The organism is Rothia koreensis (assembly GCF_004136575.1).
GTDB classification, from domain to species: domain Bacteria; phylum Actinomycetota; class Actinomycetes; order Actinomycetales; family Micrococcaceae; genus Rothia; species Rothia koreensis.
Genome location: NZ_NOIQ01000001.1, coordinates 345,994 through 368,856 on the forward strand (window position 1 = coordinate 345,994; position 22,863 = coordinate 368,856).

The 22,863-nt window shown below is 63.8% G+C and carries 18 protein-coding genes, 1 other RNA gene and 1 pseudogene; 10 read left to right on the plus strand and 10 right to left on the minus strand.

Annotated features, from left to right (window positions below; all coding sequences use genetic code 11):
• Positions 1-4: 4 nt before the first annotated feature.
• On the plus strand, positions 5-1,582 hold the full coding sequence (locus EWU68_RS01625; RefSeq protein WP_129314123.1) for a sensor histidine kinase: 1,578 nt from the start codon (positions 5-7) through the stop codon (positions 1,580-1,582).
• Positions 1,583-1,693: 111 nt separating this feature from the next.
• Here the strand turns inward: EWU68_RS01625 and EWU68_RS01630 are convergent, their stop codons facing one another.
• Positions 1,694-1,942, minus strand: coding sequence for a WhiB family transcriptional regulator (locus EWU68_RS01630; protein ID WP_030014762.1), 249 nt, complete (start codon positions 1,940-1,942; stop codon positions 1,694-1,696).
• Positions 1,943-2,290: 348 nt separating this feature from the next.
• Positions 2,291-6,733, minus strand: a complete 4,443-nt coding sequence (locus EWU68_RS01635) for an FtsK/SpoIIIE domain-containing protein (RefSeq protein ID WP_129314124.1) — start codon at positions 6,731-6,733, stop codon at positions 2,291-2,293.
• 371 nt (positions 6,734-7,104) lie between these two features.
• On the opposite strand from EWU68_RS01635, the gene glf reads away from it, so the two are divergent.
• The 5 genes from glf (at position 7,105) to EWU68_RS01660 (ending at position 13,157) form a co-directional block, all read left to right on the plus strand.
• The gene (glf, locus tag EWU68_RS01640; protein WP_129314125.1) at positions 7,105-8,292 is read left to right on the plus strand and encodes a UDP-galactopyranose mutase; all 1,188 of its coding nucleotides are present in this window, start codon (positions 7,105-7,107) and stop codon (positions 8,290-8,292) included.
• Complete coding sequence (locus EWU68_RS01645; protein ID WP_129314126.1) at positions 8,289-10,322, plus strand: glycosyltransferase; 2,034 nt, start codon at positions 8,289-8,291, stop codon at positions 10,320-10,322. Before glf ends, EWU68_RS01645 begins: the two co-directional genes overlap by 4 nt.
• Positions 10,319-11,185 carry an ABC transporter permease gene (locus EWU68_RS01650; RefSeq protein ID WP_129314127.1) on the plus strand — a complete coding sequence of 289 codons (867 nt, stop codon included), beginning with the start codon at positions 10,319-10,321 and terminating at the stop codon, positions 11,183-11,185. The genes EWU68_RS01645 and EWU68_RS01650 overlap by 4 nt, the downstream gene beginning before the upstream one ends.
• 45 nt (positions 11,186-11,230) lie before the next feature.
• Complete coding sequence (locus EWU68_RS01655) at positions 11,231-11,986, plus strand: ABC transporter ATP-binding protein (RefSeq protein WP_129314487.1); 756 nt, start codon at positions 11,231-11,233, stop codon at positions 11,984-11,986.
• Positions 11,987-12,080: 94 nt separating this feature from the next.
• On the plus strand, positions 12,081-13,157 hold the full coding sequence (locus EWU68_RS01660; RefSeq protein WP_238692248.1) for a hypothetical protein: 1,077 nt from the start codon (positions 12,081-12,083) through the stop codon (positions 13,155-13,157).
• Here EWU68_RS01660 and smpB read toward each other — a convergent pair.
• Positions 13,154-13,630, minus strand: coding sequence for an SsrA-binding protein SmpB (smpB, locus tag EWU68_RS01665; RefSeq protein ID WP_129314128.1), 477 nt, complete (start codon positions 13,628-13,630; stop codon positions 13,154-13,156). The genes EWU68_RS01660 and smpB overlap by 4 nt on opposite strands.
• Before the next feature lie 46 nt (positions 13,631-13,676).
• A complete protein-coding gene (gene prfB, locus EWU68_RS01670; protein WP_129314129.1) occupies positions 13,677-14,795 on the minus strand; it encodes a peptide chain release factor 2 in 1,119 nt (372 codons plus the stop codon).
• Positions 14,796-14,975: 180 nt separating this feature from the next.
• On the opposite strand from prfB, the gene ssrA reads away from it, so the two are divergent.
• Together ssrA and EWU68_RS13385 are read left to right on the plus strand one after the other, a co-directional pair.
• Positions 14,976-15,349, plus strand: a transfer-messenger RNA (tmRNA) gene (gene ssrA / locus EWU68_RS01675).
• 134 nt (positions 15,350-15,483) lie between these two features.
• Positions 15,484-16,257, plus strand: coding sequence for a DUF4190 domain-containing protein (locus EWU68_RS13385; protein WP_162421331.1), 774 nt, complete (start codon positions 15,484-15,486; stop codon positions 16,255-16,257).
• A 114-nt stretch (positions 16,258-16,371) separates the two neighbouring features.
• Here the strand turns inward: EWU68_RS13385 and hisN are convergent, their stop codons facing one another.
• The 4 genes from hisN to EWU68_RS01700 form a co-directional block, all read right to left on the minus strand.
• On the minus strand, positions 16,372-17,211 hold the full coding sequence (gene hisN, locus EWU68_RS01685; RefSeq protein ID WP_129314131.1) for a histidinol-phosphatase: 840 nt from the start codon (positions 17,209-17,211) through the stop codon (positions 16,372-16,374).
• A 37-nt stretch (positions 17,212-17,248) separates the two neighbouring features.
• Entirely contained in the window at positions 17,249-18,358 is a 1,110-nt protein-coding gene (gene rsgA / locus EWU68_RS01690; RefSeq protein WP_129314132.1) for a ribosome small subunit-dependent GTPase A, read from the minus strand.
• Positions 18,358-19,713 (minus strand): 3-phosphoshikimate 1-carboxyvinyltransferase, encoded by a 1,356-nt coding sequence (aroA, locus tag EWU68_RS01695; RefSeq protein ID WP_129314133.1) that lies wholly within the window; start codon positions 19,711-19,713, stop codon positions 18,358-18,360. Before aroA ends, rsgA begins: the two co-directional genes overlap by 1 nt.
• Before the next feature lie 126 nt (positions 19,714-19,839).
• On the minus strand, positions 19,840-20,352 hold the full coding sequence (locus EWU68_RS01700) for a DoxX family protein (RefSeq protein WP_129314134.1): 513 nt from the start codon (positions 20,350-20,352) through the stop codon (positions 19,840-19,842).
• Positions 20,353-20,684: 332 nt separating this feature from the next.
• On the opposite strand from EWU68_RS01700, the gene EWU68_RS01705 reads away from it, so the two are divergent.
• Both EWU68_RS01705 and rsrA read left to right on the plus strand, forming a co-directional pair.
• Positions 20,685-21,347 carry a sigma-70 family RNA polymerase sigma factor gene (locus EWU68_RS01705; protein WP_238692249.1) on the plus strand — a complete coding sequence of 221 codons (663 nt, stop codon included), beginning with the start codon at positions 20,685-20,687 and terminating at the stop codon, positions 21,345-21,347.
• A 29-nt stretch (positions 21,348-21,376) separates the two neighbouring features.
• Positions 21,377-21,622, plus strand: a pseudogene (gene rsrA, locus EWU68_RS01710) (mycothiol system anti-sigma-R factor); the annotation flags it as partial.
• Positions 21,623-21,917: 295 nt separating this feature from the next.
• On the opposite strand, the gene EWU68_RS13495 reads toward rsrA, so the two are convergent.
• The gene (locus EWU68_RS13495; protein ID WP_371858574.1) at positions 21,918-21,992 is read right to left on the minus strand and encodes a 50S ribosomal protein bL37; all 75 of its coding nucleotides are present in this window, start codon (positions 21,990-21,992) and stop codon (positions 21,918-21,920) included.
• Positions 21,993-22,174: 182 nt separating this feature from the next.
• Entirely contained in the window at positions 22,175-22,774 is a 600-nt protein-coding gene (locus EWU68_RS01715) for a GDSL-type esterase/lipase family protein (RefSeq protein ID WP_129314137.1), read from the minus strand.
• Positions 22,775-22,863 lie beyond the last annotated feature (89 nt).

A 22,863-nucleotide genomic window follows, 5' to 3' on the forward strand; every position in this document is an offset into this window, starting at 1 on the left:
CGACATGACGCTCGCAGAACCTCTGCTCAAGACCGGCGAATTCGGCCCGGGGGATTCGGAATGGCTCCACCTCTTGGTGGGTGACTGGCAGATGATCGCGGATCTGGCGCAGGGGGACCTGGTCCTCTGGTTCCCGGAAGAGTTCCTGTCGAGCGAGAGGAGCGGGCGGGGGCAAGGCGGCCCGGCCCCGGATGCGGGGTTCTCCGGTATGGCGCACGTCCGGCCATCGACGACGCAGACCGTGTTCCATCGGGACATGGTCGGGTTGCGGATGAGCACGCAGGTGGAGGCGGCCGCTCGCGCGTGTTGGTTCGACCAGGCCACACAGTTTTTGGACCGCGTCGACTGGAATGCGGAGTCGACCATGAGGGTCGTGCTCTACCCGCTGGTCCGCAACGGTCGCACCGTGGCTCTGCTCTCTCTGCACCACGGTGAGCAGTCGGGACGCATGCAAGGTCGGCTCGACACGGTGTTCCGGGAAACCGCACGCGAAATACTCAGCATGGTCGCTCGAGGCGCGTGGCCGGACTTCAGCTCATCCAATGAAGCATCCCGGGGGAACCCTCGAGTCAGCGATGGGGTCATCCGGTTGGACGCGGAGGGTCGAGTCACCTTCGCGTCCCCCAACGCGGTGTCGGTCTATCGGCGGCTCGGGTTTGCCGACGCTCTCACGGGACATTTGTTGGCCGAGCTCACGAGGGATCTGCTTCCTGCGGCCGAAAAAGCGGACGAGACCCTGCCCCTGGTTCTGACGGGTCGCATGCCCTGGAGGGGCGAGGTCAGTACAACAAAGGTCAGCATCACGTTCAGGGCGGTCCCTCTCAGGCGTCAGACTCGTCGAGGCGAAGAGCGATTCGGTGCTCTTCTGCTGTGTCGTGACGTGACCGAACTGCGCCGTCGGGAACTCGAGCTCATGACCAAGGACGCGACGATCCGCGAAATCCACCACAGGGTCAAGAACAACCTGCAAACCGTCTCGGCGCTCCTGCGGCTTCAGGCACGCCGTATGTCCTCACCCGAGGGGAAGCAAGGGCTTGAACAGGCGATGCGACGTGTGGCCACGATTGCCATGGTGCACGAGGCGCTGTCCCAGGGACTGACTCAGAACGTCGATTTCGACGATCTGATCAATCGGCAGTTCCACCTCGCGGCGGAGGTCGCGTCGCCCGGACAGGCAGTCTCGACGGAGATGACGGGGGAGTTCGGGCACCTCCCCAGTGAATTGGCCACTCCTTTGGCACTGATCATCAACGAAGTCGTCGCGAACGCGGTCGAGCACGGGTTGGACGGAGAATCCGGCACCGTCACCTTGGACGGACAGAGGGCCGAGACGGGCGATGGGCAGGAACTCGTGGTCACGGTGGGGGACAACGGCGTCGGCATGGGCGTCAGCTACATCGAGGAGTCAGGGGTCTCCGCGTATCGTCCTACGTCCGACGGCGAGGGACTGGGCATGCAGATCGTTCGCACTCTGGTGGCCAGCGAGTTGAAGGGCTCCATTGTCTGGCGCCCGCGTGCCGGCGGCGGAACAGAGGTCGTCATCACGGCCCACATCCCCGAGGGCTCGGTCGACAGAACATAGCGCGGGGACGGGCCCGAGCTGTCACGCTTGTCCACGCGAGAACGCCCCCGGCAGAAAGGATCTGCCGGGGGCGTTGACTCCCTGAGGAGCGCTGAGGATCTGTTGCAGAGCCTAGGAAGCGCGGCGGGCGCGAGCTGCGCGGCGCTTCAGCGCGCGTCGCTCGTCCTCGCTCATTCCTCCCCAGACTCCTGAGTCCTGGCCGGTTTCCATGGCCCACTGCAAGCAGGTGTCCATGACGGTGCAGCTGCGGCAGACGGCTTTTGCCTCTTCGATCTGCAGGAGGGCCGGACCGGTGTTCCCGACCGGGAAGAAAAGCTCAGGGTCCTTTTCGAGACAGGCTGCGCGACTGCGCCAATCCATCGATGCACGCTCCTTGTTTCACATGTGATGCCTCGCCCTGAGCGGCCAGTGCGGACCCCAGGGCGAGTGATACAAATAAAGAGCCCCCAAGATCAGGGGGCTTGTCCGAGAACTGTTTAAAGGTTCGCACGTAAACTTCTCGTGAACAAGGGAAACCGTCGACAGGTTGACCCCATACGTGATGTTTTATCTCACACGCGACAGTGCTTGACACGGAAAGTTTGTCCGGCGCAATAGATGGGATCCGGTCCCGAAATCTGTGCGGCAGGAGAGGCCGGATGGCCTCGTTAGAATGAGGTTATGACTGACACCCCCTCGGACGGTACCCGGCACGAAACCGGGCCCGAATCACCGGCTTCGCGACGCCCGCCCCTGCCCGTTGTCGTCCTGGCGGGACTCGTCGCGATCGAGGGGCTGGGGCTGGTTGTTGCCGGCCTGGTGCAGACGGTCGAGGTCTTCTTCCAGGACCACGCGATGCCTTTCGGGGCCATCGTGATCATGTCGCTTCTCTACATCGGATATGGCCTGTGGCTCCTCGGAGCTGCGCGGAGTATCACGAAGGGAAGTTTGTGGCCGCGGGCCCTGATTCTGCTCACGCAGGTCTTCCTGATCGTGATCTCGTTGCAAATGATCTCCGCGTGGGGCCTCTTCCTGGCTCTGCTTCCGGTGGCCTACGGCGCGCTCGTGGGGATTCTCCTGTTCAGCTCTCCGGTCCAGAATCATCTGTTGCGGGCCAACGACCTCCCCGAGAGACGCTGACCGGTACGAATGCCTGGGCGCGGGGCCTCCCCTCCGAACAGCGGGAATCCTGAACCTTGTCCAGGATCCGCGTTCGACCAGGAGTCCTTCCGTCTGGTCGAGAGCCAGCCTGTGCGGCGGAACCGTTTCCGACCGGAAGCTCGCGCAGCCATGACTGAGAGGACCCACGAAGATCGCGGAATGTGCACTGCGGATCGTCTCGGTCCAGGGCGAGGCGACGGTGGCGGACGAGTCCATCGGAAAAGTCATGATGCACGCGTCGTGAGAAGCAATGATGTCCGCAATGATGTGGCGAGGCGCCACCGTCCACGCGGGAACATTCCTCACGACGGCCACGCAGGCATCCGCCCTACTGATCGTCTTCGCGTCCGGCCCCGTCGGCTTCGCGTGCCGGTGGTTTTCCGGGGGAACGAAAACTCTGAACTGAAGATGTGGATTGAACGCCTCCAGCGCGTCGATCATTCTTTGCTCACCACCGGACGTCGAGTAGACCAAGGCGGTACCTTCCCCTTGGTGCACCCGGGTGCGGCATTCCTCGCCGAGTGGGGATGAGACCCCGAGCAGGATTTCTGTGCCACGGGGAAATTCGGACGTCGCAGTGGGATCAACGGGCCGATCGTGAAGCGACCGTGAGGGCTGGGCGCGGTCCCGCCCCGCGTCGTCGAACGGAACCCAGGACAGGTCCGAGTCGACCCTCCTGAATCGGGGCAGCTGACACGTGTCCTCTGGTGGAGTGAGGCGTGAACGACGGCGGTGGGCCGCGGTGCGGTCGGCATCGTCTTGGGCAATGATCCTGCTGACGGCCGCGGCAAGATGGGTCAACAAGGATTCGGGCGGAGTATTGAGCCCCACGGGGGCGCGATTTTCACACACCCGTCCGTCCACGATCGACAATTCGGCAAGGATTTCCAGGCTCTCACGCGGATGCGCCGCCCTGTACTCGTTGGTCTCGGCACGGTGGGCAAAAACATGGGACGAGCAGTACGGTCTCAGCTCCGGTGGCACCCTCTTTGCACCGAGCAGGACCACATTGCACGGTGAGTCCCCGGCGGTGAGCAGGTTCAGTATCTCAACGCTCAGGTCGTGTCCGCGTGACAGGAAAGCCTCGAAGAGCCGGTCCACCCCCTGGACGATCACGAGCGCACCGGGCCGACTGCCACCTGAAATGACGGGTGCCAGACGACGCAGGACTTCGAGTACGAAGAGAGGGTCGTCCAGACCCGCAATGCCTCGGAGGTCCGAACCTGCGTGACGAGCACTCACGCACGCAAGCCGAGTCGCCTCGTCCGCGGCAAGCACGTACACCACGGATGAGGCGTGGGAGGCGGACAGGACCAGCCGTGCAACAAATGCTCGCTGCTGGGGGACCGTGCCTACCACCTCGAGGACTCCGTGGTCGCGCGCTCGCCAGAACAGTGGACCCTGCCATGCCCGTGCCGGCGCCTCTCCGAGGCCGAGGAACAGCCCCGATGGGTGCCGGTCCGGATCGGCGCCGGTCGGCGGGGGAAGAAGGGGCTGGGAACAGTCGACCTGCGTGGATCGGGGCGGGACGGCGAAACGCAAGGCAACTCGCCCCGGGGCGATGAGGTCCCCGAAGCGAGCAACGTCGTCGCCTATCGACGACTCTGGGGGAGACCCTCCCACGACCGGGTCGCCCGAGGGGAAAGTCAAGTGACCCTCGACGATGTGCGGAGCGCCAGGAGGAAGGGCCGGCAAACGGTCCACGAACCACGCGCGGAACCCGAGGACGACGCCGTCCACCTTGACGAGACCGGCTCCGGGCCCTTCGGAGCTCAACGACGCCGCCTGGGGCGTGCCGATCACGCTGATGGAATCCGCGTCCGAGGCCACGCGAAAACAGACATTCACGGACACATTCGCCCGAATGTCGGGGGAGATGGCTCCCTGGGGCCTCTGGGTCGACATGATGAGGTGGAAACCAAGCGAACGACCCGTCGTCGCAATGTGGAGGAGCCGGTCCATGGCTCGGGGAAACGAGTCCACGAGGACTCGGAATTCGTCCACGACCACGGCGATCTCGGGGAGCACCTCGTCCCGGCCAGATTTCGTCGCACAGTGCTCGAGATATTCGACCCAATTGCGGGCGCCCACCGTGGCGAAGAGGGCTTCCCTGCGGCGCAGCTCGGCGCGCAAAAAGGCCAAGTCCCTCAAGACAGCTGTTTCATCCAGATCGGTCAGGGTCGCGTGAACATGCCGCAGTCGGCACAAGGGGCCGAAACTCGCCCCGCCCTTGAAATCGATGAGCACGAATCCCAGTCGTTCGGGCGGATAGCGCAAGGCCATACCCAGCACGAGGCTTCGCAGAAACTCCGATTTGCCCGACCCGGTCGCCCCCGCGACCACGCAGTGGGGCCCGACCTCGTTGAGATCGACCACGACGGGAGCACCCGAAACTGGCGCGCGGCCGAGGTCGGCGAGAAGAGCGCGGTCGTAGCGTGTCCTGTTCCACCGCTCCGGGGCCGTTTCCACGGCCAGATCCTCACGCGATGACATGAGGCAGCCGGTATCTCCACCAGCCGACCCATTCGAACGGTGTCCCTGAGCGAGTCGTTCGAGGACCCTCGAATCCGGGACGTCCGGGGCAAGGCACTCGACAGCGGACCCGTTCGCGAGGCCCGGACACCGTCCGCCCGCATTGCCATGAGGTACCAGCCGGAGCCCCCGCTGCGTCGGCACGATCACCATGCCTCGCCAGCCCGGGCCGACGGGGACCGGGTCCCTGTCCGCACCGACATAAACCTTCCAGACGGCGGGCCTCGGGCCTTCCTCGGCGGTACGAACCCCGCGACGCACGCACGTCATCTGGAGGACGGGGCTCGTGCGTGCCGAGCCTCTGCCGGAAGCCGGGACGCAGAGCCGGCCCCACCGACGCAAGAACTCGGTGCAGATCCGGCAGTCCCCGGCGCACCCGACCCATTCGAGCACAAGATGCTCGGCGAGGGCGTGCCCGATGAGCGCAGGCAGACCGTCGGTACGCACGCCATCGCTCATGACCAGGACATGCGGAAGAGACAAGCTGGTCACCAGCGGCATGTCCTTGACCTGAGGCCCGGTCTGAGGGGAATTCGGCGAGATGTGCAGGTGACGGGTCCCTCGACCCCAACGAATCCAGAGCTCGTCGCCCGATAACGGGGACGACGCCGTATCTGTCATTCCAATCGACCGGGCCGGCAACGTTCCTTCGATACGGGCCACCGCATCGGCGAGCCTGAGCCCCACCGGAGGTATCGCCTGCGCGAGGACATTCAGCTCCCTGACTCGTGCGTCATGCAAACGACGACGGTTCCGTGCCGCTCCACCGCCTCTCGTGAGCCAATGGGCCCCACTGACCAGGGCGCTCATGGCGCCGAAGAGCAGCATGAACCACATGCCCCACAGCCACGCGGCCACGGCGCCGAAGGCAATCGGCATCAGGCTCGTCGCGAGCATCACCGCCCACCCCTGGGAAGGAGCGAACAAGCGGACCTCATGGGCCGGGATGGGGCTGCGCGAAGCGGCGTGGGTGGGGTGCCCCTGAGCGTCCTCGATGACCAGCGACGATCCGTGGAGACCGAGACGGTGCCCGGGCAGAAGCCGGATGCCACTGAGCCGGCCCACGGGTCGAAGGGTCACGCTCTCTCCACTGACGGAGAGGTATCCCGCACATGGCGGCAGGTGAGGGTTCTCCAACCGGATGTCGACGTCGTCGCGGCCGACGGCGTGGACCCCTCGACCGATGCGCGCCCTGAAACCTGCCCCGAATCCCTCCGTGCACGCGATGGACAGTCTGGCCGTGTGATCGACGTCCTCGGTGAGCGGACGCGCCCGGACCACGGCTCCGTCGACCAATGGAGCCGTTCCGAGGCTCGTCCCGTCCAGGGGCAGGTCGCCGATGTACCACGAAGCGTTCCTGCCGAGGCGCTCGCTGAGAATTTCCCCGACGAGCGCTCCCGGGGACCCCGTGCGGCCGGAGATCCTGACGGGCCAGCTGAGGGAGGTCTCAGGATCGAACACGGCGAGAGTCAGTTCCATACGGTGATTGAACGCCGAGGCGGCATGAACGGGGGATGAAATCCTGGCAAGGGCGCGAGAATGTGCATTCTCATCCCGCAATCCCCGAGAATTCGGGACTGTGGATGAATCGGTTCGTTACCGCAGGTCGGAGACCGGATGAAAATCATGCTGAGCATCCGCTGGGGATCGAGGCAAGTTCCCTCGCCGTGTTGTAGCTTGGTAGGTCGGGACTCCCGGTGAAGAGGTGTGACGGACCGGCAGATGAATGGCCGTCGCGTGCTTTCTACTAGGATCACAGTCGAGAGGTCCGTGCCCGCACCCCGGTCGGGAACGGACAGGTCAGTCGGGGCCTCCCTCGGGCACCGGCTCAAGAGCAACAGGAGTTTTGCGTGAACGCAGATCTAGTGGTCGTAGGATCTGGTCTTTTCGGATTGACCATCGCCGAGCAAGCGGCGACCGAGTTGGGACTCAAGGTTGCCCTGCTTGACCGTCGCTCGCACATCGGCGGAAACGCCTACAGCGAGAAGGAAGAGAAGACGGGAATCGAGGTCCACCGGTACGGTGCGCACCTGTTCCACACGTCCAACGAGCGGGTCTGGGAATACGTCAACCGGTTCACTCAGTTCACCAACTACGTCCACCGCGTCTACACGCGCCACAACGACGAAGTCTTCCCCATGCCGATCAACCTGGGGACCATCAACCAGTTTTTCCGTTCGGCCTACAGTCCGCAGGAAGCTCGCGACCTGATCAAGGAACAGGCCGGAGAACTCGCCGGAACGGACCCGGAGAACCTCAACGACAAGGGCATCCAGCTCATCGGCCGGCCCCTCTACGAGGCGTTCATCAAGCATTACACCGGCAAGCAGTGGCAGACGGACCCCAAGGACCTTCCGGCCTCGATCATCAATCGCTTGCCCGTCCGGTATACCTACGACAACCGCTACTTCAGTGACACTCACGAAGGACTGCCGGTCGACGGATACACCGCCTGGCTCGAGCGCATGGCCGACCACCCCAATATCGACGTGCGCCTCGACACCGATTTCTTCGACGACAGCCACGAATTCTCGCGGTCCAAGGTCCTGGGTCAGGTGCCCGTGGTCTACACCGGCCCCGTGGACCGGTACTTCGACTTCGCCGAGGGCGACTTGTCGTGGAGGACCATCGACCTGGAGGAAGAAGTTCTGCCGATCGAGGACTTCCAGGGATGCTCCGTCATGAACTACCCGGACGAGGGAGTTCCCTTCACCCGCATCCACGAATTCCGTCACTTCCACCCCGAGCGCGACTACACCAAGGACGCGACGGTCATCATGCGGGAGTTCTCCCGCTTCGCCGACAAGGGCGACGAGCCGTACTACCCGATCAACACCGATCTGGACCGCCAGAAGCTCCTGAAGTACCGGGATCTGGCTCGCGGTGAGAAATCCGTCCTCTTCGGCGGACGCCTCGGCACCTACAAGTACCTGGACATGCACATGGCCATCGGCTCGGCACTGTCCATGTTCGACAACAAGATCAAGCCGCACTTCCAAGGCGGGGCCAAGCTCGAAAGCGGGGGAGTCGACGCATGAGCAATCATCTGACGGAATCCAAGCCCGAAAACCTCAAGACCCTGCAGCGTGTCATCTTCCCGCCGGCTGAGCAGATGGACACCGTTCCGCTGTACGTCGACTCCGGCCAAGCGGCGGGCGTGCAGCTGTCGACCATGAACGGTGCCCTCGGAACCGATGACTCGCTTCCCACGGGAAAGAAGAAGTCCTCGGACCAGGACAGCTCGGGGTCCTCTGCGACTTCTTCGGAAGCCCACGCGGAAGATTTCATCGACCGCAGGTCGACCCTGATTCGCGCAGGCTCTCGACTGTCCTTCGCGACCTACTTCAACGCCTTTCCCGCGTCCTACTGGAAGCGGTGGACGAGCATCGATGACATCCGGCTGTCCGTCCACACTCAGGGCGAAGGCACGGTCATCATCTACAAGTCCAACGCTCGCGGATCGCTCCAGCGGGTGGACTCGCGTCGGGTGACGGGAAAGACCCATTCGACCTTCGACCTGCCGCTCAAGCCCTTCGGCGACGGCGGCTGGTACTGGTTCGACCTCATTGCGGGCAATGACACGCTCACGCTGGAAAAGGCGGACTGGGAGGGATACACGGACTCCACGTCGGCACCGGGCCGGATCACCCTCGAGATCACCACGCTGAACAAGCCTGACTTCTGCCTCAACAACCTCCGGTCTCTGGCCCAGTCTCCCGAGGCCATGGACGCGATCGAAGAGCTGCTCATCGTTGACCAGGGCAACAAGAAGGTCCAGGACGAGGAGGACTTCGAAGAGGTCGCGGCGAGCCTCAAGGGCAAGCTGCGGATCATCAACCAGTCCAATTTGGGCGGTTCGGGCGGGTTCTCCCGCGGAATGTACGAGTCCGTCCAGAACGGCAGCGACTATGCGCTGCTGTTGGACGACGACGTCGTGGTCGAGCCCGAGTCGATCATTCGGTTGCTGACTTTTGCCGACCTGTGCCGGAAGCCGACCATCGTCGGTGGGCACATGTTCGACCTGTACAACCGCACGGTGCTCCACACCTTCGGCGAGATCGTCAACACCTACCGGTTCCAGCCCGATCTGCCGCACGAGGACCAGACGCTCGGCCACGACTTCATGAAGTCGAACCTGCGCAACACCCCGTGGCTGCACCGCCGAGTCGACGTGGACTACAACGGGTGGTGGATGGACCTCATCCCCACCAAGGTCATCAAGGAGCTCGGGCTCGCACTGCCCGTCTTCATCAAGTGGGACGACGCCGAATACGGTCTGCGCGCCAAGAGGGCCGGCTACCACACGGTGTCGTTGCCGGGTGCAGCAGTGTGGCACGTGTCCTGGATCGACAAGGACGACCTGGTCGGATGGCAGGCCTACTTCCATATCCGGAACCGCATCATTGCGGCACTTCTCCACTCGCCGTACGAGCGTGGCGGCCGGCTGCTGCGGGAGTCGTCCTACGCCGACGTCAAGCATCTGATCTCGATGCAGTACTTCACCGAGCACGGTCGCATCATGGCCTTGCGCGATGTTCTGGCCGGTCCGGACCGATTGCACGAAATCCAGCCCCAGCGGCTCCCCGAGATCCGGTCACTGACGAAGCAGTACTCGGATGCCCAGTTCAAGGAGGACATCGAGGAGTTCCCCGAACCCCACATGAACAAGCCTCCGCGCAATGGGCGGGGCTTCAAGGCACCGTCGTACAAGACGCTCGTTCCCTGGGCGCTCAAGACGGTGACCAAACAGTTGGTCAAGCCCGTGGACGAAGAAACTCACGAGCATCCGCAGGCACACATTGCTCACCAGGACAACCGTTGGTGGCGTATGTCCCAATACGATTCGGCCCTGGTCTCCAACGCGGAGGGCACCGCGGTCTCGTGGTACCGTCGCCAGCCGGAGCAGTTGCGCACCAAGCTTTTCGAAGCCACGCGGCTGCACGCCGACATCTTGCGGAACTGGCCTTCCCTGAGGAAGCAGTATCGTGAGGCGGCATCCCGCATCACATCACTCGAAGCCTGGAAACAAACCTTCGATCAGCATACGGATTCCGAACTCAAACGATGACCACAGAAATCGCCAACAGAGACTTCCGGAGGCCCGGTCGTGGCCGAGGCCTCCTGGACGTCCCCAAGCACACCTTCCTCCTGCGACTCCTGGTCGACAAGGAACTCCAGGTTCGATATCGGGGCTCGATCCTCGGCATCCTCTGGTCCTACGTCAAGCCGGGCGTACAGTTCATCGTCTTCTATCTGGCCCTCGGCGTGTTCCTGGACCTCAACAAGGGTCTCGAGAACTATGCGGTCTACCTGTTCTCCGGAATCGTGCTCATCAATTACTTCGGTGAGGCCTTCGGAAACGGTGCCCGCTGTTTCGTGGGCAACGGTGACCTGATCAAGAAGATCTATCTGCCGCGAGAACTGTTCTCGGTCTCGACCATCGGGGTGGGCCTCATCCACTTCGCGCCGCAACTGCTGGTCCTGTTGATCGCCGACTTCGTGGTTGGCTGGCACCCGAACCTGATGCAGCTCGCGTGCGCCGTCGTCGGAATGTGCATTCTCACCGCCTTTGCCTACGGACTGGGGCTCATCTTCGGCGTGGCCAACGTGTTCTTCCGGGACTCGGAGAACCTGGTGGACCTCCTCGTGATGGTTCTGACCTGGGTGTCTCCGATTATGTACGCCTGGGAGCGCGTGGCCGACAAGGCCCCGGAATGGCTCCTGCACCTGTACCTCGCGAACCCGATCACGGTGTCCGTGGAGCTGTTCCACTACGCCTTCTGGTATCCGACCCTGGAATACGAGTGGCACGTGCCCCCGCATCTGCTGTCGATGTGGACGCCACTTGCCGTTGTCATCGCCCTCGTCACCGTCGTTGTCGGCGACTTGCTCTTCCGCAAGTTCGAGGGCAACTTCGCCCAGGAGCTCTGATTCATCGTGTCTTGGCTCGACAATGATCCCGAACTCTCGAAGCCGATGCCGCCGTACGTTCCCTCCACGGAACCGGTGGTCATCAAGATCGACAACCTGGTCAAGCGCTTCGTCCTGCGGCACACGAGGTCGATGAAGGAAGCCTTCGTCTGGCTCCTCAAGGGCCGCAAGGGCGACCTGTCGGAGAAATTCAACGCCCTGGACGGGGTCTCCCTGGACATCCACGAAGGGGAGAGAGTCGCCCTGCTCGGGCTCAACGGCTCGGGCAAGTCGACCCTGCTCAAGCTGATCTCGGGGGTCATGCACGGCGACCAGGGTGAGATCCTCGCCCGCGGTCGGATCGCCGGCCTGATCGAGGTCGGCGCCGGTTTCCACCCGGATCTGACCGGACGCGACAACGTCTACCTCAATGGCGCGATCCTGGGCATGACCAAGAGCGAGATCGACGAGAATTTCGACTCGATCGTGGAGTTCTCCGAGATCGAGCAGTTCATCGACACCGAGGTGAAGTTCTACTCCTCGGGTATGTACCTGCGACTGGCCTTTGCCGTGGCGGTGCACACCGACCCCGAGATCTTCCTGGTCGACGAAATTCTGGCCGTGGGCGACGAACCCTTCCAGAAGAAGTGCATCAAGAAGATCAAGGAACTCTCCCAACGCGGCAAGACCCTGATCGTGGTCAGTCACGACCTGGACATGGTCAAGCGCTTGTGCGAACGCGGCGTGGTGCTCGAGAACGGAAAGATCGTGGAGGACGGCGACATCCGTGACGCCGTCAGCCACTTGCGTCCCGACGGGTAGAGCACGGATCGCAGCGACCCGTGGTGTGGCCCACTGTCATGTCGACAGTGGGCCACTTCTCATTCTGGTGCCAGGCAGGAGTAAAGTATTGGCAATGACGAATGTGCCGGGCCCCGCTGAGATGGTTGTGTACGTGATCGCCGATCCCGGCCTGCCCACCGGCCGAGTCTCGGCGATCCAGGATTCCCTGGAGAGCCGCCTCCAGACCCTTTCCTCTCTGAAGGTCCGGGTCGAGTCTCAGAGCGAGCTCATCAGGATTCGTCCCGACAACACCCTGGAAACCCGGGTCGTGGAACATCTGTCGGAGGGGCGGGTCGACGTCGTCATCCTCCTGACGGAGATCCCGAGGTACCTCGACAAGCGTCCACTCATTGCCGAGGCCTACCCGGAAGAGCGCGTGGCCGTGATTTCCTGCCCCACGCTGGGGGCGTGGGCCACCAAATCCAAGCTGATGAGGGTCGTGACGGACTGCGCGTACCGACTCATGAGCGACGAGCATGTTGCCGAAACATACGTCGATGACGGCTGGGGCAAATGGATCGTCCGCGACGACCGGGCGAGCCAGATCATGCTCGCCGATCCCCGCACGGGCCTGCCACGGACGGTCATGGGTGTGATCATGGCGAACGAACCGTGGCGTACCGTGCCCAAACTGTCCAGAGCACTCGCGGCCGCCTCGGCCACGGGGGCCTTCGGCATTTTCTACAACTCGATCTGGCAGATGTCGGAGGCGCTCAGCACAGGTCGTCTCTTCGTGATCTCGGCGCTGGCCATCATCTCGATGGTCGGTTGGCTGCTCATCAGCAACCGACTGTGGGAGCGACCCAAATACGACAGGCTCTCGGTCATCGTGCTGCTGTACAACCTGTCGACTGTCACGACCCTCGTCTTCTGCGTGGTCACCCTGTACATAGCCCTCTGGGTCTTTATTTTCGTGGCGGGGGTGATCGTCATCGACCCACGGTTCATGGCGACGGTGATCGGTGGCGACGTCGACCTGGTCAACTATTCGGCGATCGCGTGGCTCAGCGCCTCGATGGGCGTGGTGGCGGGCGCGCTGGGCTCCGGATTCGACGATCAGATGGACTTGCGGCACATCACCATGGGAGCCCGGGAGCGGCAGCGGGCATACACGCAACAGGAGCCGCCCGCGGGACCCACCGTGTCCTAACCGAGATTGCGGTAGCGCATGGCGCGCTCGGCCTCGCGCTTGTCCTGTGCCTCGCGCAACGCGTGCCGCTTGTCGTACTCGCGCTTGCCCTTGGCCAGCGCGATCTCGATCTTCGCCTTCCCGTCACGGAAGTACAGCTGCAGGGGCACGATCGTGTAACCGGTCTCCCGGGACTTCTGGTCCAGCTTGTTGAGCTCCTGGCGGTGCAGGAGCAGTTTGCGGCGGCGTCGGGCCTCGTGGTTGGTCCACGATCCGCGGCCGTACTCGGCGATATGGATGTTCTCGACCCAGAGTTCGCCGCGGGTCAGCTGGCAGAAGCCGTCGGCAATCGAGGCCCCGCCATCACGGAGGGACTTCACCTCGGTGCCCATGAGGGCGATTCCGGCTTCGTAGGTTTCGATGATGTGGTAATCGTGTCGGGCCTTGCGGTTGGTCGCGATGACCTTGCGCCCGTCGTCGTTCTTTGTGGCCATGAGTCTAGTTCTGGTTCTTCTGCCCGTTGGGGCATCGGTGAATGGTCTATGAATGATCCGTCTGGCGCCCACTGGCGCGCCAACGGATTCCGGCATCGATGAATTCCTCGATGGATCCGTCGAAGACCGCGCTGGGGTTGCCCTCTTCGTGATTGGTACGCAGGTCCTTGACCATCTGGTAAGGGTTCAGCACGTAGGAACGCATTTGGTCGCCCCACGAGGCCTTGACGTCGCCCGCGAGCTCCTTCTTCTTCGCGTTCTCTTCCTCCTGGCGCTGGAGAAGCAGCCGGGACTGGAGCACGCGCAGGGCCGCGGCCCTGTTCTGGATCTGCGACTTCTCGTTCTGCATCGACACGACGATGCCGGTCGGAATGTGGGTCATGCGCACCGCCGAGTCCGTGGTGTTCACGGACTGTCCACCAGGGCCGGAGGAGCGGAACACATCGACTTTGATTTCGTTCTCGGGGATATCGATGCTGTCCGTCTGCTCGATCAGCGGGATGACTTCGACCGCGGCGAACGAGGTCTGGCGACGTCCCTGATTGTCGAAGGGGGAGATGCGCACGAGCCTGTGCGTCCCCGCCTCCACGGACAGCCGACCGAAGGAGTACGGTGCCTTGACCTCGAAGGTCGCGGATTTGAGTCCGGCTTCCTCGGCGTACGAGGTATCGAGGACCTTGGTGGCGTAACCGTGCTTCTCCGCCCAGCGCAAGTACATCCGCATCAGCATCTCGGAGAAATCGGCGGCGTCGACGCCGCCCGCTCCCGCTCGAATCGTCACCACGGCTTCCCTGGGATCGTATTCTCCGGACAGCAGGGTCACGATCTCCAGGTCTGCCAGGGCCTTCCGCACGGAACCGAGTTCTGACTCCGCCTCCGCGAGGAGGTCGGCGTCCTCTTCCTCCTGGGCCAGCTCGACCATCGTTTCGAGGTCGTCGATCCGGCCGGACAGCTTCTCCAGGCGATCCAGTTCGGATTGCCGGTGGGAGAGCTCGGAGGTCACCTTCTGAGCGGCCTCGAGATCATCCCAGAGGTTCGGAGCGGCCGCGGCCTCGGAGAGGTCCGCGATGGTTGCGCGCAGACCGTCGACGTCGCTGACCTGCTCGATCTGGGCATAGGTGGCGCGGAGATCCTTGAGCGCTGCGGAGAAATCGGTGGAAGCCATATTCATCAAGTCTAGTCGATCCGGAGGCTCCCGGTCTCCGCACGGCTGGGGTCGACGGTTCGAGGCTTGGCGGCGTGGGGTTTTCAAGGGCTCGCGGACAGAGTATAGTGAAGAGGCCCGGAGGGGGCGGGGGCCGGCAGGCAACCCAGTCATCCGATGGGATGTTTGAAAAATGCATATGGGGATGATCGGTTTCGACGATGCCAGTTGCGGCAGGTGAAGCGGGCCGAGAATGCAGGGTCATCTCGTAAACGTTCTCTGCAAAACAATAAGTGCCAAATCTGAAAAGCGCACTGACTTCGCTCTCGCTGCGTAAGCAGCCAGAGCAGTCTGCTAGCCCGGGTTCGCTTTCGACCCGGTTCCTAGTATCAGTTTAGAAAGCCACTGCTCCAGTCCCTCTCCGTAGGGGGCTGGTGAACATTTTGTACGGATAGGTTCGGCGGCAACCCGTTCGTGGGAGTGCCGGAGCCGAGAACACCGTGACACGAACTGCGCCCGGAGAAACCCTGGCAAAGCTGCATCGGACCGGGGTTCGATTCCCCGCATCTCCACTCGCTCAATGCCCGGCTCCCCTTCGGGGGAGCCGGGCATTGTTGTACCCCGGGCCACGGGCCGGTGTGATTGAATAATAAATAGTTGACATATGGAAAGACGGGCGTCGAGCCAACGGAAACGAGGAGAAGTCACCGTGACCAACAACCCCTCATCTGAGAACCACGAACCGGAGTCCGGAGGCAGCAGCTCAGCCCCGCGGTTCGGCCAGAACGACCCCCAGGAATCCACGGGCGGTTCCACCCCGTGGCGCGGTTCGGAAAACCGCGAGCAACCCCAGTACGGCACCTACGGAGATGATGGTTCGCCGTCTGGGCGCAATCAGCCCTCGTACGGTCAGTACGGCGAGTCCGGACAGGCCCAGCCGCAGTATGGCCAGCAGAGCCAGCCCGGCTACGGCCAGCAGGGTGGCTACCAGCCCATTCAGGACAACGGCTACGGTCAGCAGGCCGGTGGCTCATACTACGGCCAGCAGGGCGAGAACGGCTACTACAACCAGCCCCAGTACCAGTCGGGCAATTACGCCCAACCGAATTACCAGCAGTATCCGGCTCGTGCCGGAGACCGGCCGAACGGCTGGGGAATGGGCCTGGCTGCCCTGATCTGCGGTATTGCCAGCGTGGTCCTGTGCTGGCTGGTCCTCCCCGGCCTCGCCGGAATCGTGGCGATCGTCCTCGGCATCGTCGCTATCAGGAAACTGGCCAAGACCCCGGGTGCGGGGAAGGCCATGCCGATCATCGGCATCGTCCTGGGCGCGATCGGCGTGATCCTGTCCGTGCTTCTGGGCGTGATCTTCGCGATCGGCTTCTCGGTCGCCAACGAGGCGGCCGAACACTGCGGCGGCTACTCCGCGGCCAACAGCGCAGGCTTCGAAGAATGCGTGAATTCCTACATGGAATCGGATTACTGATTTTCCGAGCATCCTCTTCTCAGATATGCAACGAGTCCCCGTCACCACTCGGTGACGGGGCCTCGTTGCATATGCGGGGACGGAACGGTGCGAACGGACCGTTTCAGGAAGGGGTCAGACCTCGTCCTCGGCGGCTTCGTCGGAGGAGGCCGGTTCCGGTCCCTCGGCGGCCAGTTTTTCCAGGACGCGATGGTGCAGATGCCCGTTCGTCGCGACGGCGTTTCCTCCATGAGGGCCGTCCGTGCCGTCCAGCGACGTGAACCGGCCCCCGGCCTCGGTCACGATCGGAACCAGCGCGGCCATGTCGTGGAGACTCAGATCCGGCTCGCAGGCTATGTCCACGGCGCCCTCGGCCACGAGGCAATAGGACCAGAAGTCCCCGAAGGCGCGGACCCTCCAGACGTCATCGGCCAGGTCCAGGAATTGCTGGCGTCGGCCGAGGTCCTTCCACCCGGAGAGGGACGAGAAGGACAGGGACGCGTCGCGCATCGAGGTGACCTCGGAGACGCCGATTCGGCGTGCCTTGGCAATCGAACGGCCGGTGAAGGCGCCGCTGCCTTCGGCGGCCCACCAACGACGTTGCAGCGCCGGGGCCGAAACCAGGCCGACGACCGGCTTTCCCTCATCCATCAGGGCAATCAAAGTGGCCCACACGGGGACACCGCGAACGAAGTTCTTCGTTCCGTCGATGGGGTCCACGACCCACTGGCGGGGTGAGGAACCGGTCGAACCGAATTCTTCGCCCACGACGGCGTCCCGCGTGCGTGCCCGGGACAAGTGGGAGCGGATCAGTTCCTCGGCCTCACGGTCCGCATCCGTCACCGGGGTCAGATCCGGCTTGGTTTCGACCGTGAAGTCCTGAGCCTGAAATTTCCCGAGCGTGTAGCGATCGACCGCATCGGCCATGACGTGCGCCAGGCGCATGTCATCGTTGTAGGGGCTCATTGAATTCATAAATTCCAGGCTATCCCATGCGTGGGACACCACCCGGTCAGGTCGTCGTGCCGAGCTCCTTCATCTGGTCCAGCCCGTCCTCCGCCGCGACGCCCAAGAGGCGCCGAAGCGATTCGAGTCGCTGCGCGCCGTACGGCCCTGCGTGCCCCGAATCCACGAGTCGCTGAATGCCGCACCCCGCGGCGTCGGCCGCGTGCGTACACCCCTTGGGGCAGTCGGCATATCCGGGGGCCAGATCCTCGAAGGCCTCGACGATGGACTCCTTGGGAACATGCGCCAGACCAAAGGATCTGACACCGGGCGTGTCCACGACCCAGGTGCCGACGCTGCCCCACGAAGGAGATATGGCGAGGGCGGACGATGAGGTGTGGCGCCCGCGCCCGGTGACCTCGTTGACCCCGCCGGTCGACCGGGATGTTCCGGCCAGAGCGTTGACCAGCGTCGACTTGCCGACCCCCGAATGCCCCAAGAACACGCTGACGTGACCGTCGAGGAGCGACCGCATGGTCTCGACCGTCGTCGGGTCGAGCGGCAGGCTCTCGTGCCGGCCCGCCGGAGCCGCGGCTTCCTCAGGACGTTCGGGCGAGCTCGAAAGGATCCTCAACGAGGTTTCGGCGTAGTAGTCGCGCAGGGGAGCGGCGTCGCCCAGGTCCGTCTTGGTCACGCACAGCACGGGTTCAAGGCCTGCGTCGTAGGCCGCGACGATGCTGCGGTCGATGAACCCCGTCCGAGGCGTCGGGTTGGCCGCCGCGACCACGATGATGAGCTGTCCCGCGTTGGCGACAACGACCCGCTCGACCGGGTCGGTGTCGTCGGCGCTACGACGGAGGACCGTGGCGCGGTCTTCGATCCTGACGAGTCTGGCCAGGGACCCTTCCGCGCCCGAGGTATCGCCCACGAGCCCGACCAGATCGCCCACGACCACAGGGACGCGGCGCAAATCCTTGGCACGGACCGCTGTGACTTCGGTTCCTGGCCCCTCGGAGCCGAGGTCGACGGTGTACCGGCCACGGTCCACAGTCACGACACGACCTATCACGGCGTCCTCGTGGGCCGGCCTGTCCTTGGTCCGCGGCCGAGAGCCCCGCTTGTTGGCACGGATCCGTACATCCGATTCGTCCCAATGGCCCGACGAACGACGACGCATCACACGTCCCCTCCGCGGAGCATGGCCTCCCACATTCCGGTGAAGCCCGGCAGGGTCTTGGAGGTTGTTTCGACGTTCTGGACCACGACGTCGGGAACGACGAGGCCGATGACCGCTCCCGCCGTGGCCATGCGGTGGTCCTCGTAGGTTCTGAACACATCTCCGTGACGTACGGGTGAGGTGATCCGCAAACCATCGGTGGTTTCTTCCGCCTCGCCGCCGAGTCGATTGATTTCGGTGACCAGCGCCTTGAGCCGGTCCGTTTCGTGACCTCGCAGGTGGCCGATGCCCCTCAGCCGCGACGGGCCCGAGGCGACCGCGGCGATGGCCGCGACCGTCGGCGCGAGCTCACCGCACTCGGAGAGGTCGAGGTCGACGCCGCGCACGCGACCCTCCCGAGCGCCGCCTTCCGGGCCGATCACGGCCAGGTCCGAGCCGTCGGTGCGGACCCGGGCGCCGAATTCAGGGAGGATCCGGCGCCATTGGTCGCCACCCTGGGTGGTCTTCGAGGGCCAGTCCGGGATCACGACGCTGTTGCCCGTGACCACGGCGGCGGCAAGGAACGGGCCCGCGTTGGACAGGTCCGGTTCGACGGCGACGTCGTGGGCGTGCGGCACGCCAGGAAGCACGGTCCAGGCGGCCGGTGCCTCGGCGCGCACGTCGATGCCGTATTCGGCAAGCGTCTGAGCTGTCATCTCCACATGGGGGAGGGACGGGACCTCGTCGCCGACATGCTCGAGGCGCAGCCCGCCGGGCAGGAAACAACCCGTCAGCAGGGCCGCGGAAAGGAACTGGCTCGAGGCGCTCGCGTCGATCCGGACCGTCCTCGGTGACGCGGAGGAGTCCTCTGGGCCATGGTCCGCCGGGCGCGGACGAACGGCAAAGGGCAGGGTCCCGGTCCCCGCGTCGTCGACCTCGCACCCCAATTGGCGGAGGGCGTCGATGACCGGGGCCATCGGGCGACGCCGCGCGCCCTCGTCCCCGTCGAAGGCCGCCGGCACGTTCAGGGCCGCGGCCAGAAGGGGTACGAATCTCATGACGGTTCCGGCGAGACCGGTATCGATGTGGAGGATCTCATCACCGCGCGTGCCGGTTCCAACCGGGATCGGCGTGACCCGGACCGTCCCGCCGTCCCTGGAGAACTTTGCTCCGAGGCTCTCCAGGGCGGTCATCATCAGCGCGGAGTCCCTCGAGTCGAGAGCCCCCCGAAGAGTGCTGGGACCATCCGCGGCGGCGGCAAGAAGAAGATACCGGTTCGTCAGCGATTTGGAACCGGGCACGCGGACTCGTGCATTCCAGGAAGTGGTCGGGAAGACCTGGGGAGCGGGCCAATCGCCGGTCGCGGGAAGGGTCAAGAATCTACCTCGGTGTCGATGTCTGCGTCAGGGTACATGGCTTACTTTAAGCACCATCGGGGGCCCGTACGAAGACGGGCCCCCGATGGAATCACGGACAATTACTGCGTCCGAGCACGGCGTGCATCAGTTTCCGAAGACGTCGTCGGACTTCTTCTTCAGATCGTCACCGAATTTGTTGGACTTCTTCTTGACGTCCTCGCTGAGCTTGCCGGCGCGCCATGCGAGAGACGGGTTGCCCTCGGTATCGACCGAGGTCAGTGCGACCGCTCCCACCAGGGACGCGTTCTTGACGCCGTCGGCAATGCGTGCTTCCTTCTGCTCCTTCGTGTCGGCTTCGGCGCTCACGAAATCGATGTAGGCGTTGATCGTGCCGGCGGCCAGCAACAGCGTGGAGGACAGACGCGGGAAGCGGCCCAGGGCGAAGAGTGCCCCCGCACCTACCTGGGTGGCGGCGATGGCCTGACCGACGAGGCGTTCCTGGCCGCGCAACGGAGCGAGCTGCGGGGAGGCCTTCGCCGCGGCATCGATCGCCGGCTTCAGGTGCTGGGTCGATTCGGGGGAGCGAAGGCGGTTGACGCCGTTGTAGATGAAAGAAGCTGCCAGGACGGGACGGGCGAGCTTGCGAACAATGGTCATGTTTCCTCCTCAACGTGGGCTGGCGCGCCCCGGCACCGGTGGGATGCCGCACGCCAACCCGTGGGTTCTCCATCATCCTATGTGATGGGGGTCAACGAACGTACAAGCTGCCATGGCGTTTCTTCTCCTGCGAACATCGGCCGAATGTGTCGGAATACAACGCGGTCCGGAGCCGTTGCAATCCACGACAAGCTCATGGAACCGATCTGAGGGAGGGGTGCCAGGTGGTCGCCACCGTCGAGACGCCGTCGAATCCGACGCGTCGAGCATCTGAACCGCCAAACCTTCTAGACTGGGGTGAATTCATCAGTAGGCCCAAGCGGAAGGAATCCGTGGACTCAGTCGATCTGTCCCGTGAATCGGACGAGGAGCGCAAGGCTCGTTTCGAACGGGAAGCAATGCAGTACATCGATCAGCTCTACGCCGCCGCCTTGCGCATGGCTCGCAATCAGGCGGATGCGCAGGATTTGGTCCAGGAAGCGTACACGAAGGCTTTCTCCGCCTTTCACCAGTACAAGCCCGGGACCAATCTCAAGGCGTGGCTGTATCGGATCCTGACGAACACGTACATCAACCTCTATCGCAAGAGGCAGCGTGAACCGCATCAGGCGAACACCGACTCGGTCGAGGACTGGCAGCTCGTCCAGGCTTCGGCTCACACCTCGTCGGGGCTGAAGTCGGCTGAGTCCGAGGCCCTCGAACACCTGCCTGATTCGGACGTCAAGAGCGCATTGCAGTCCCTGCCCGAGGACTTCAGGATGGCCGTCTACTATTCCGACGTCGAAGGGTTCGCGTACAAGGAGATCGCGGAGATCCTCGACATTCCCATCGGGACCGTGATGTCCAGATTGCACCGGGGTCGGCGACTGCTGCGCGAGCAGTTGGCGGAATATGCCTCCGGATTGGGTTTCAGCACCGAGGGCGGCCGGAAGGCGTCCTCGGGGACCCGGAAGAACAAGAATTCGAGCGGCGCCCAGGGCGCCGAACAGCGGTGAGAACGCCCATCGTGAGGAAGGAAAGGATTATGACAGACTGCCAGGAAAGCGGCGGGTGCCGCGACGAACAGATCCAACGGATCTACGAATACCTCGACGGCGCTCTTTCCGCGGAAGACATCGAAGACATCTGCACCCATCTGAACGAGTGCGAGACCTGTGCGAGGGAATACGACCTCGAGTGCGTGATCCGTTCCGCGGTCAAGCGGTCGTGTTGCGAACCCGCGCCGGACGAGCTCAAGCAGTCGATCCTGCACAGGATCGACTCTCTCCGGGACAGCACCGAGTCCACCGAACATGACCACTCCGGTCTGGGCACGCAGAAGCCGTCCGACCCCACGGATCGCCCGATGGCCTCGTGACAGGGGAACGGACCGGTCCATGACGGGCCCCTCCGGGACTCTCCGGTTCGACCAGGGCAGCATTCGAGCAGGGCAGCAAAGGTGCGGGCCCGTATACAGCGAAGGGCTGAGATGCATTCATGCATCTCAGCCCTTCGCTTTCAACCGGACCGCTCGTCACGAGGTGATCAGCGGCTCCGCGGCTGGCCGGGATCCTGAGGTCAGTGACTCAGGAGTTGGGGCGCTTGCCGTGGTTGGCTGAATTCTTGCGGCGATCCTTGCGCTTGCGTCCACGCTTGCTCATATGAGCCTCCTTCCGCGCATCGTCGCCCGATGGGGCGACGTGCGGCCATGGTGCTGGTCAACCCAGTGCGAATCGTCTCCGTGCGCAGGCACGGACACGGGGCATTGGGCACTGTGTCCAATTGTGCCAGATCCTACGAGCCGGGTGCACATTCTCACCCGGGGTCCGGCTGTGACGTGCGCTCAGTGCTGTTCGGGCAGCTGCAACCAGGAGTACCAACCGCGGTGCAGAACCAGCCACGCCATCAAGCCGTACCCGGCCTGCCCCGGGCGGCCGTCATTCGCCGCCAGGTCCTGGCGCCATTGCTCGTGGTGCTGCAGGGGGTTGAACGTGTCGACGTAGACATGACGACGGCGCGTGGTCACATCCGCGTAGGCCGCGGAAAGATCGGCGATGCGTCGGTTGCGCTCGGAATCGAGGGTCGGCGGGGGGCCGACGACCAGGACCTTGATGTTGTTCTGGGAGGCCAGATCCACCATATTGGCGAGGTTGAGGCGACTGCGTGCGCTGGTCAGGCCCGTGTCGATGTCGAAGGTCGAAGGGGCGACGACGAGACGATTGTCCGCGCCGCTGGCAAACCGCCGGCTTGCCTCCTCGAACCAGCGCTCGTTCAGCGTCTCGCTTCCCTCACCGGGAGCCGCCAGGTTGTATGAGACCACCGGTGCCACATTCTGTGGGGTGCGCGCCATGACACGACCGAACCACCCGAGGGCCCGCGGGTCACCAATACCTGCCAGCAAGTCGTCTCCGACCGCCACGATCCGAATGTTTCGTTGCTCCACGAGAATCTTTCTGTTGTTTCCGGCGTCAGACCGATGGGAACCCGTCGAGGGGGAGTCCAACGATCGCATCTAACGTAACGATAAACGTT

Coding starts and splice junctions, on each gene's coding strand:
- EWU68_RS01625 (WP_129314123.1), top strand. CDS start 5: ATGACGCTCGCAGAACCTCTGCTCAAGACCGGCGAATTCGGCCCGGGG.
- EWU68_RS01630 (WP_030014762.1), bottom strand. CDS start 1,942: ATGGATTGGCGCAGTCGCGCAGCCTGTCTCGAAAAGGACCCTGAGCTT.
- EWU68_RS01635 (WP_129314124.1), bottom strand. CDS start 6,733: ATGGAACTGACTCTCGCCGTGTTCGATCCTGAGACCTCCCTCAGCTGG.
- EWU68_RS01645 (WP_129314126.1), top strand. CDS start 8,289: ATGAGCAATCATCTGACGGAATCCAAGCCCGAAAACCTCAAGACCCTG.
- EWU68_RS01650 (WP_129314127.1), top strand. CDS start 10,319: ATGACCACAGAAATCGCCAACAGAGACTTCCGGAGGCCCGGTCGTGGC.
- EWU68_RS01655 (WP_129314487.1), top strand. CDS start 11,231: ATGCCGCCGTACGTTCCCTCCACGGAACCGGTGGTCATCAAGATCGAC.
- EWU68_RS01660 (WP_238692248.1), top strand. CDS start 12,081: ATGACGAATGTGCCGGGCCCCGCTGAGATGGTTGTGTACGTGATCGCC.
- smpB (WP_129314128.1), bottom strand. CDS start 13,630: ATGGCCACAAAGAACGACGACGGGCGCAAGGTCATCGCGACCAACCGC.
- prfB (WP_129314129.1), bottom strand. CDS start 14,795: ATGGCTTCCACCGATTTCTCCGCAGCGCTCAAGGATCTCCGCGCCACC.
- hisN (WP_129314131.1), bottom strand. CDS start 17,211: ATGAATTCAATGAGCCCCTACAACGATGACATGCGCCTGGCGCACGTC.
- rsgA (WP_129314132.1), bottom strand. CDS start 18,358: ATGCGTCGTCGTTCGTCGGGCCATTGGGACGAATCGGATGTACGGATC.
- EWU68_RS01700 (WP_129314134.1), bottom strand. CDS start 20,352: ATGACCATTGTTCGCAAGCTCGCCCGTCCCGTCCTGGCAGCTTCTTTC.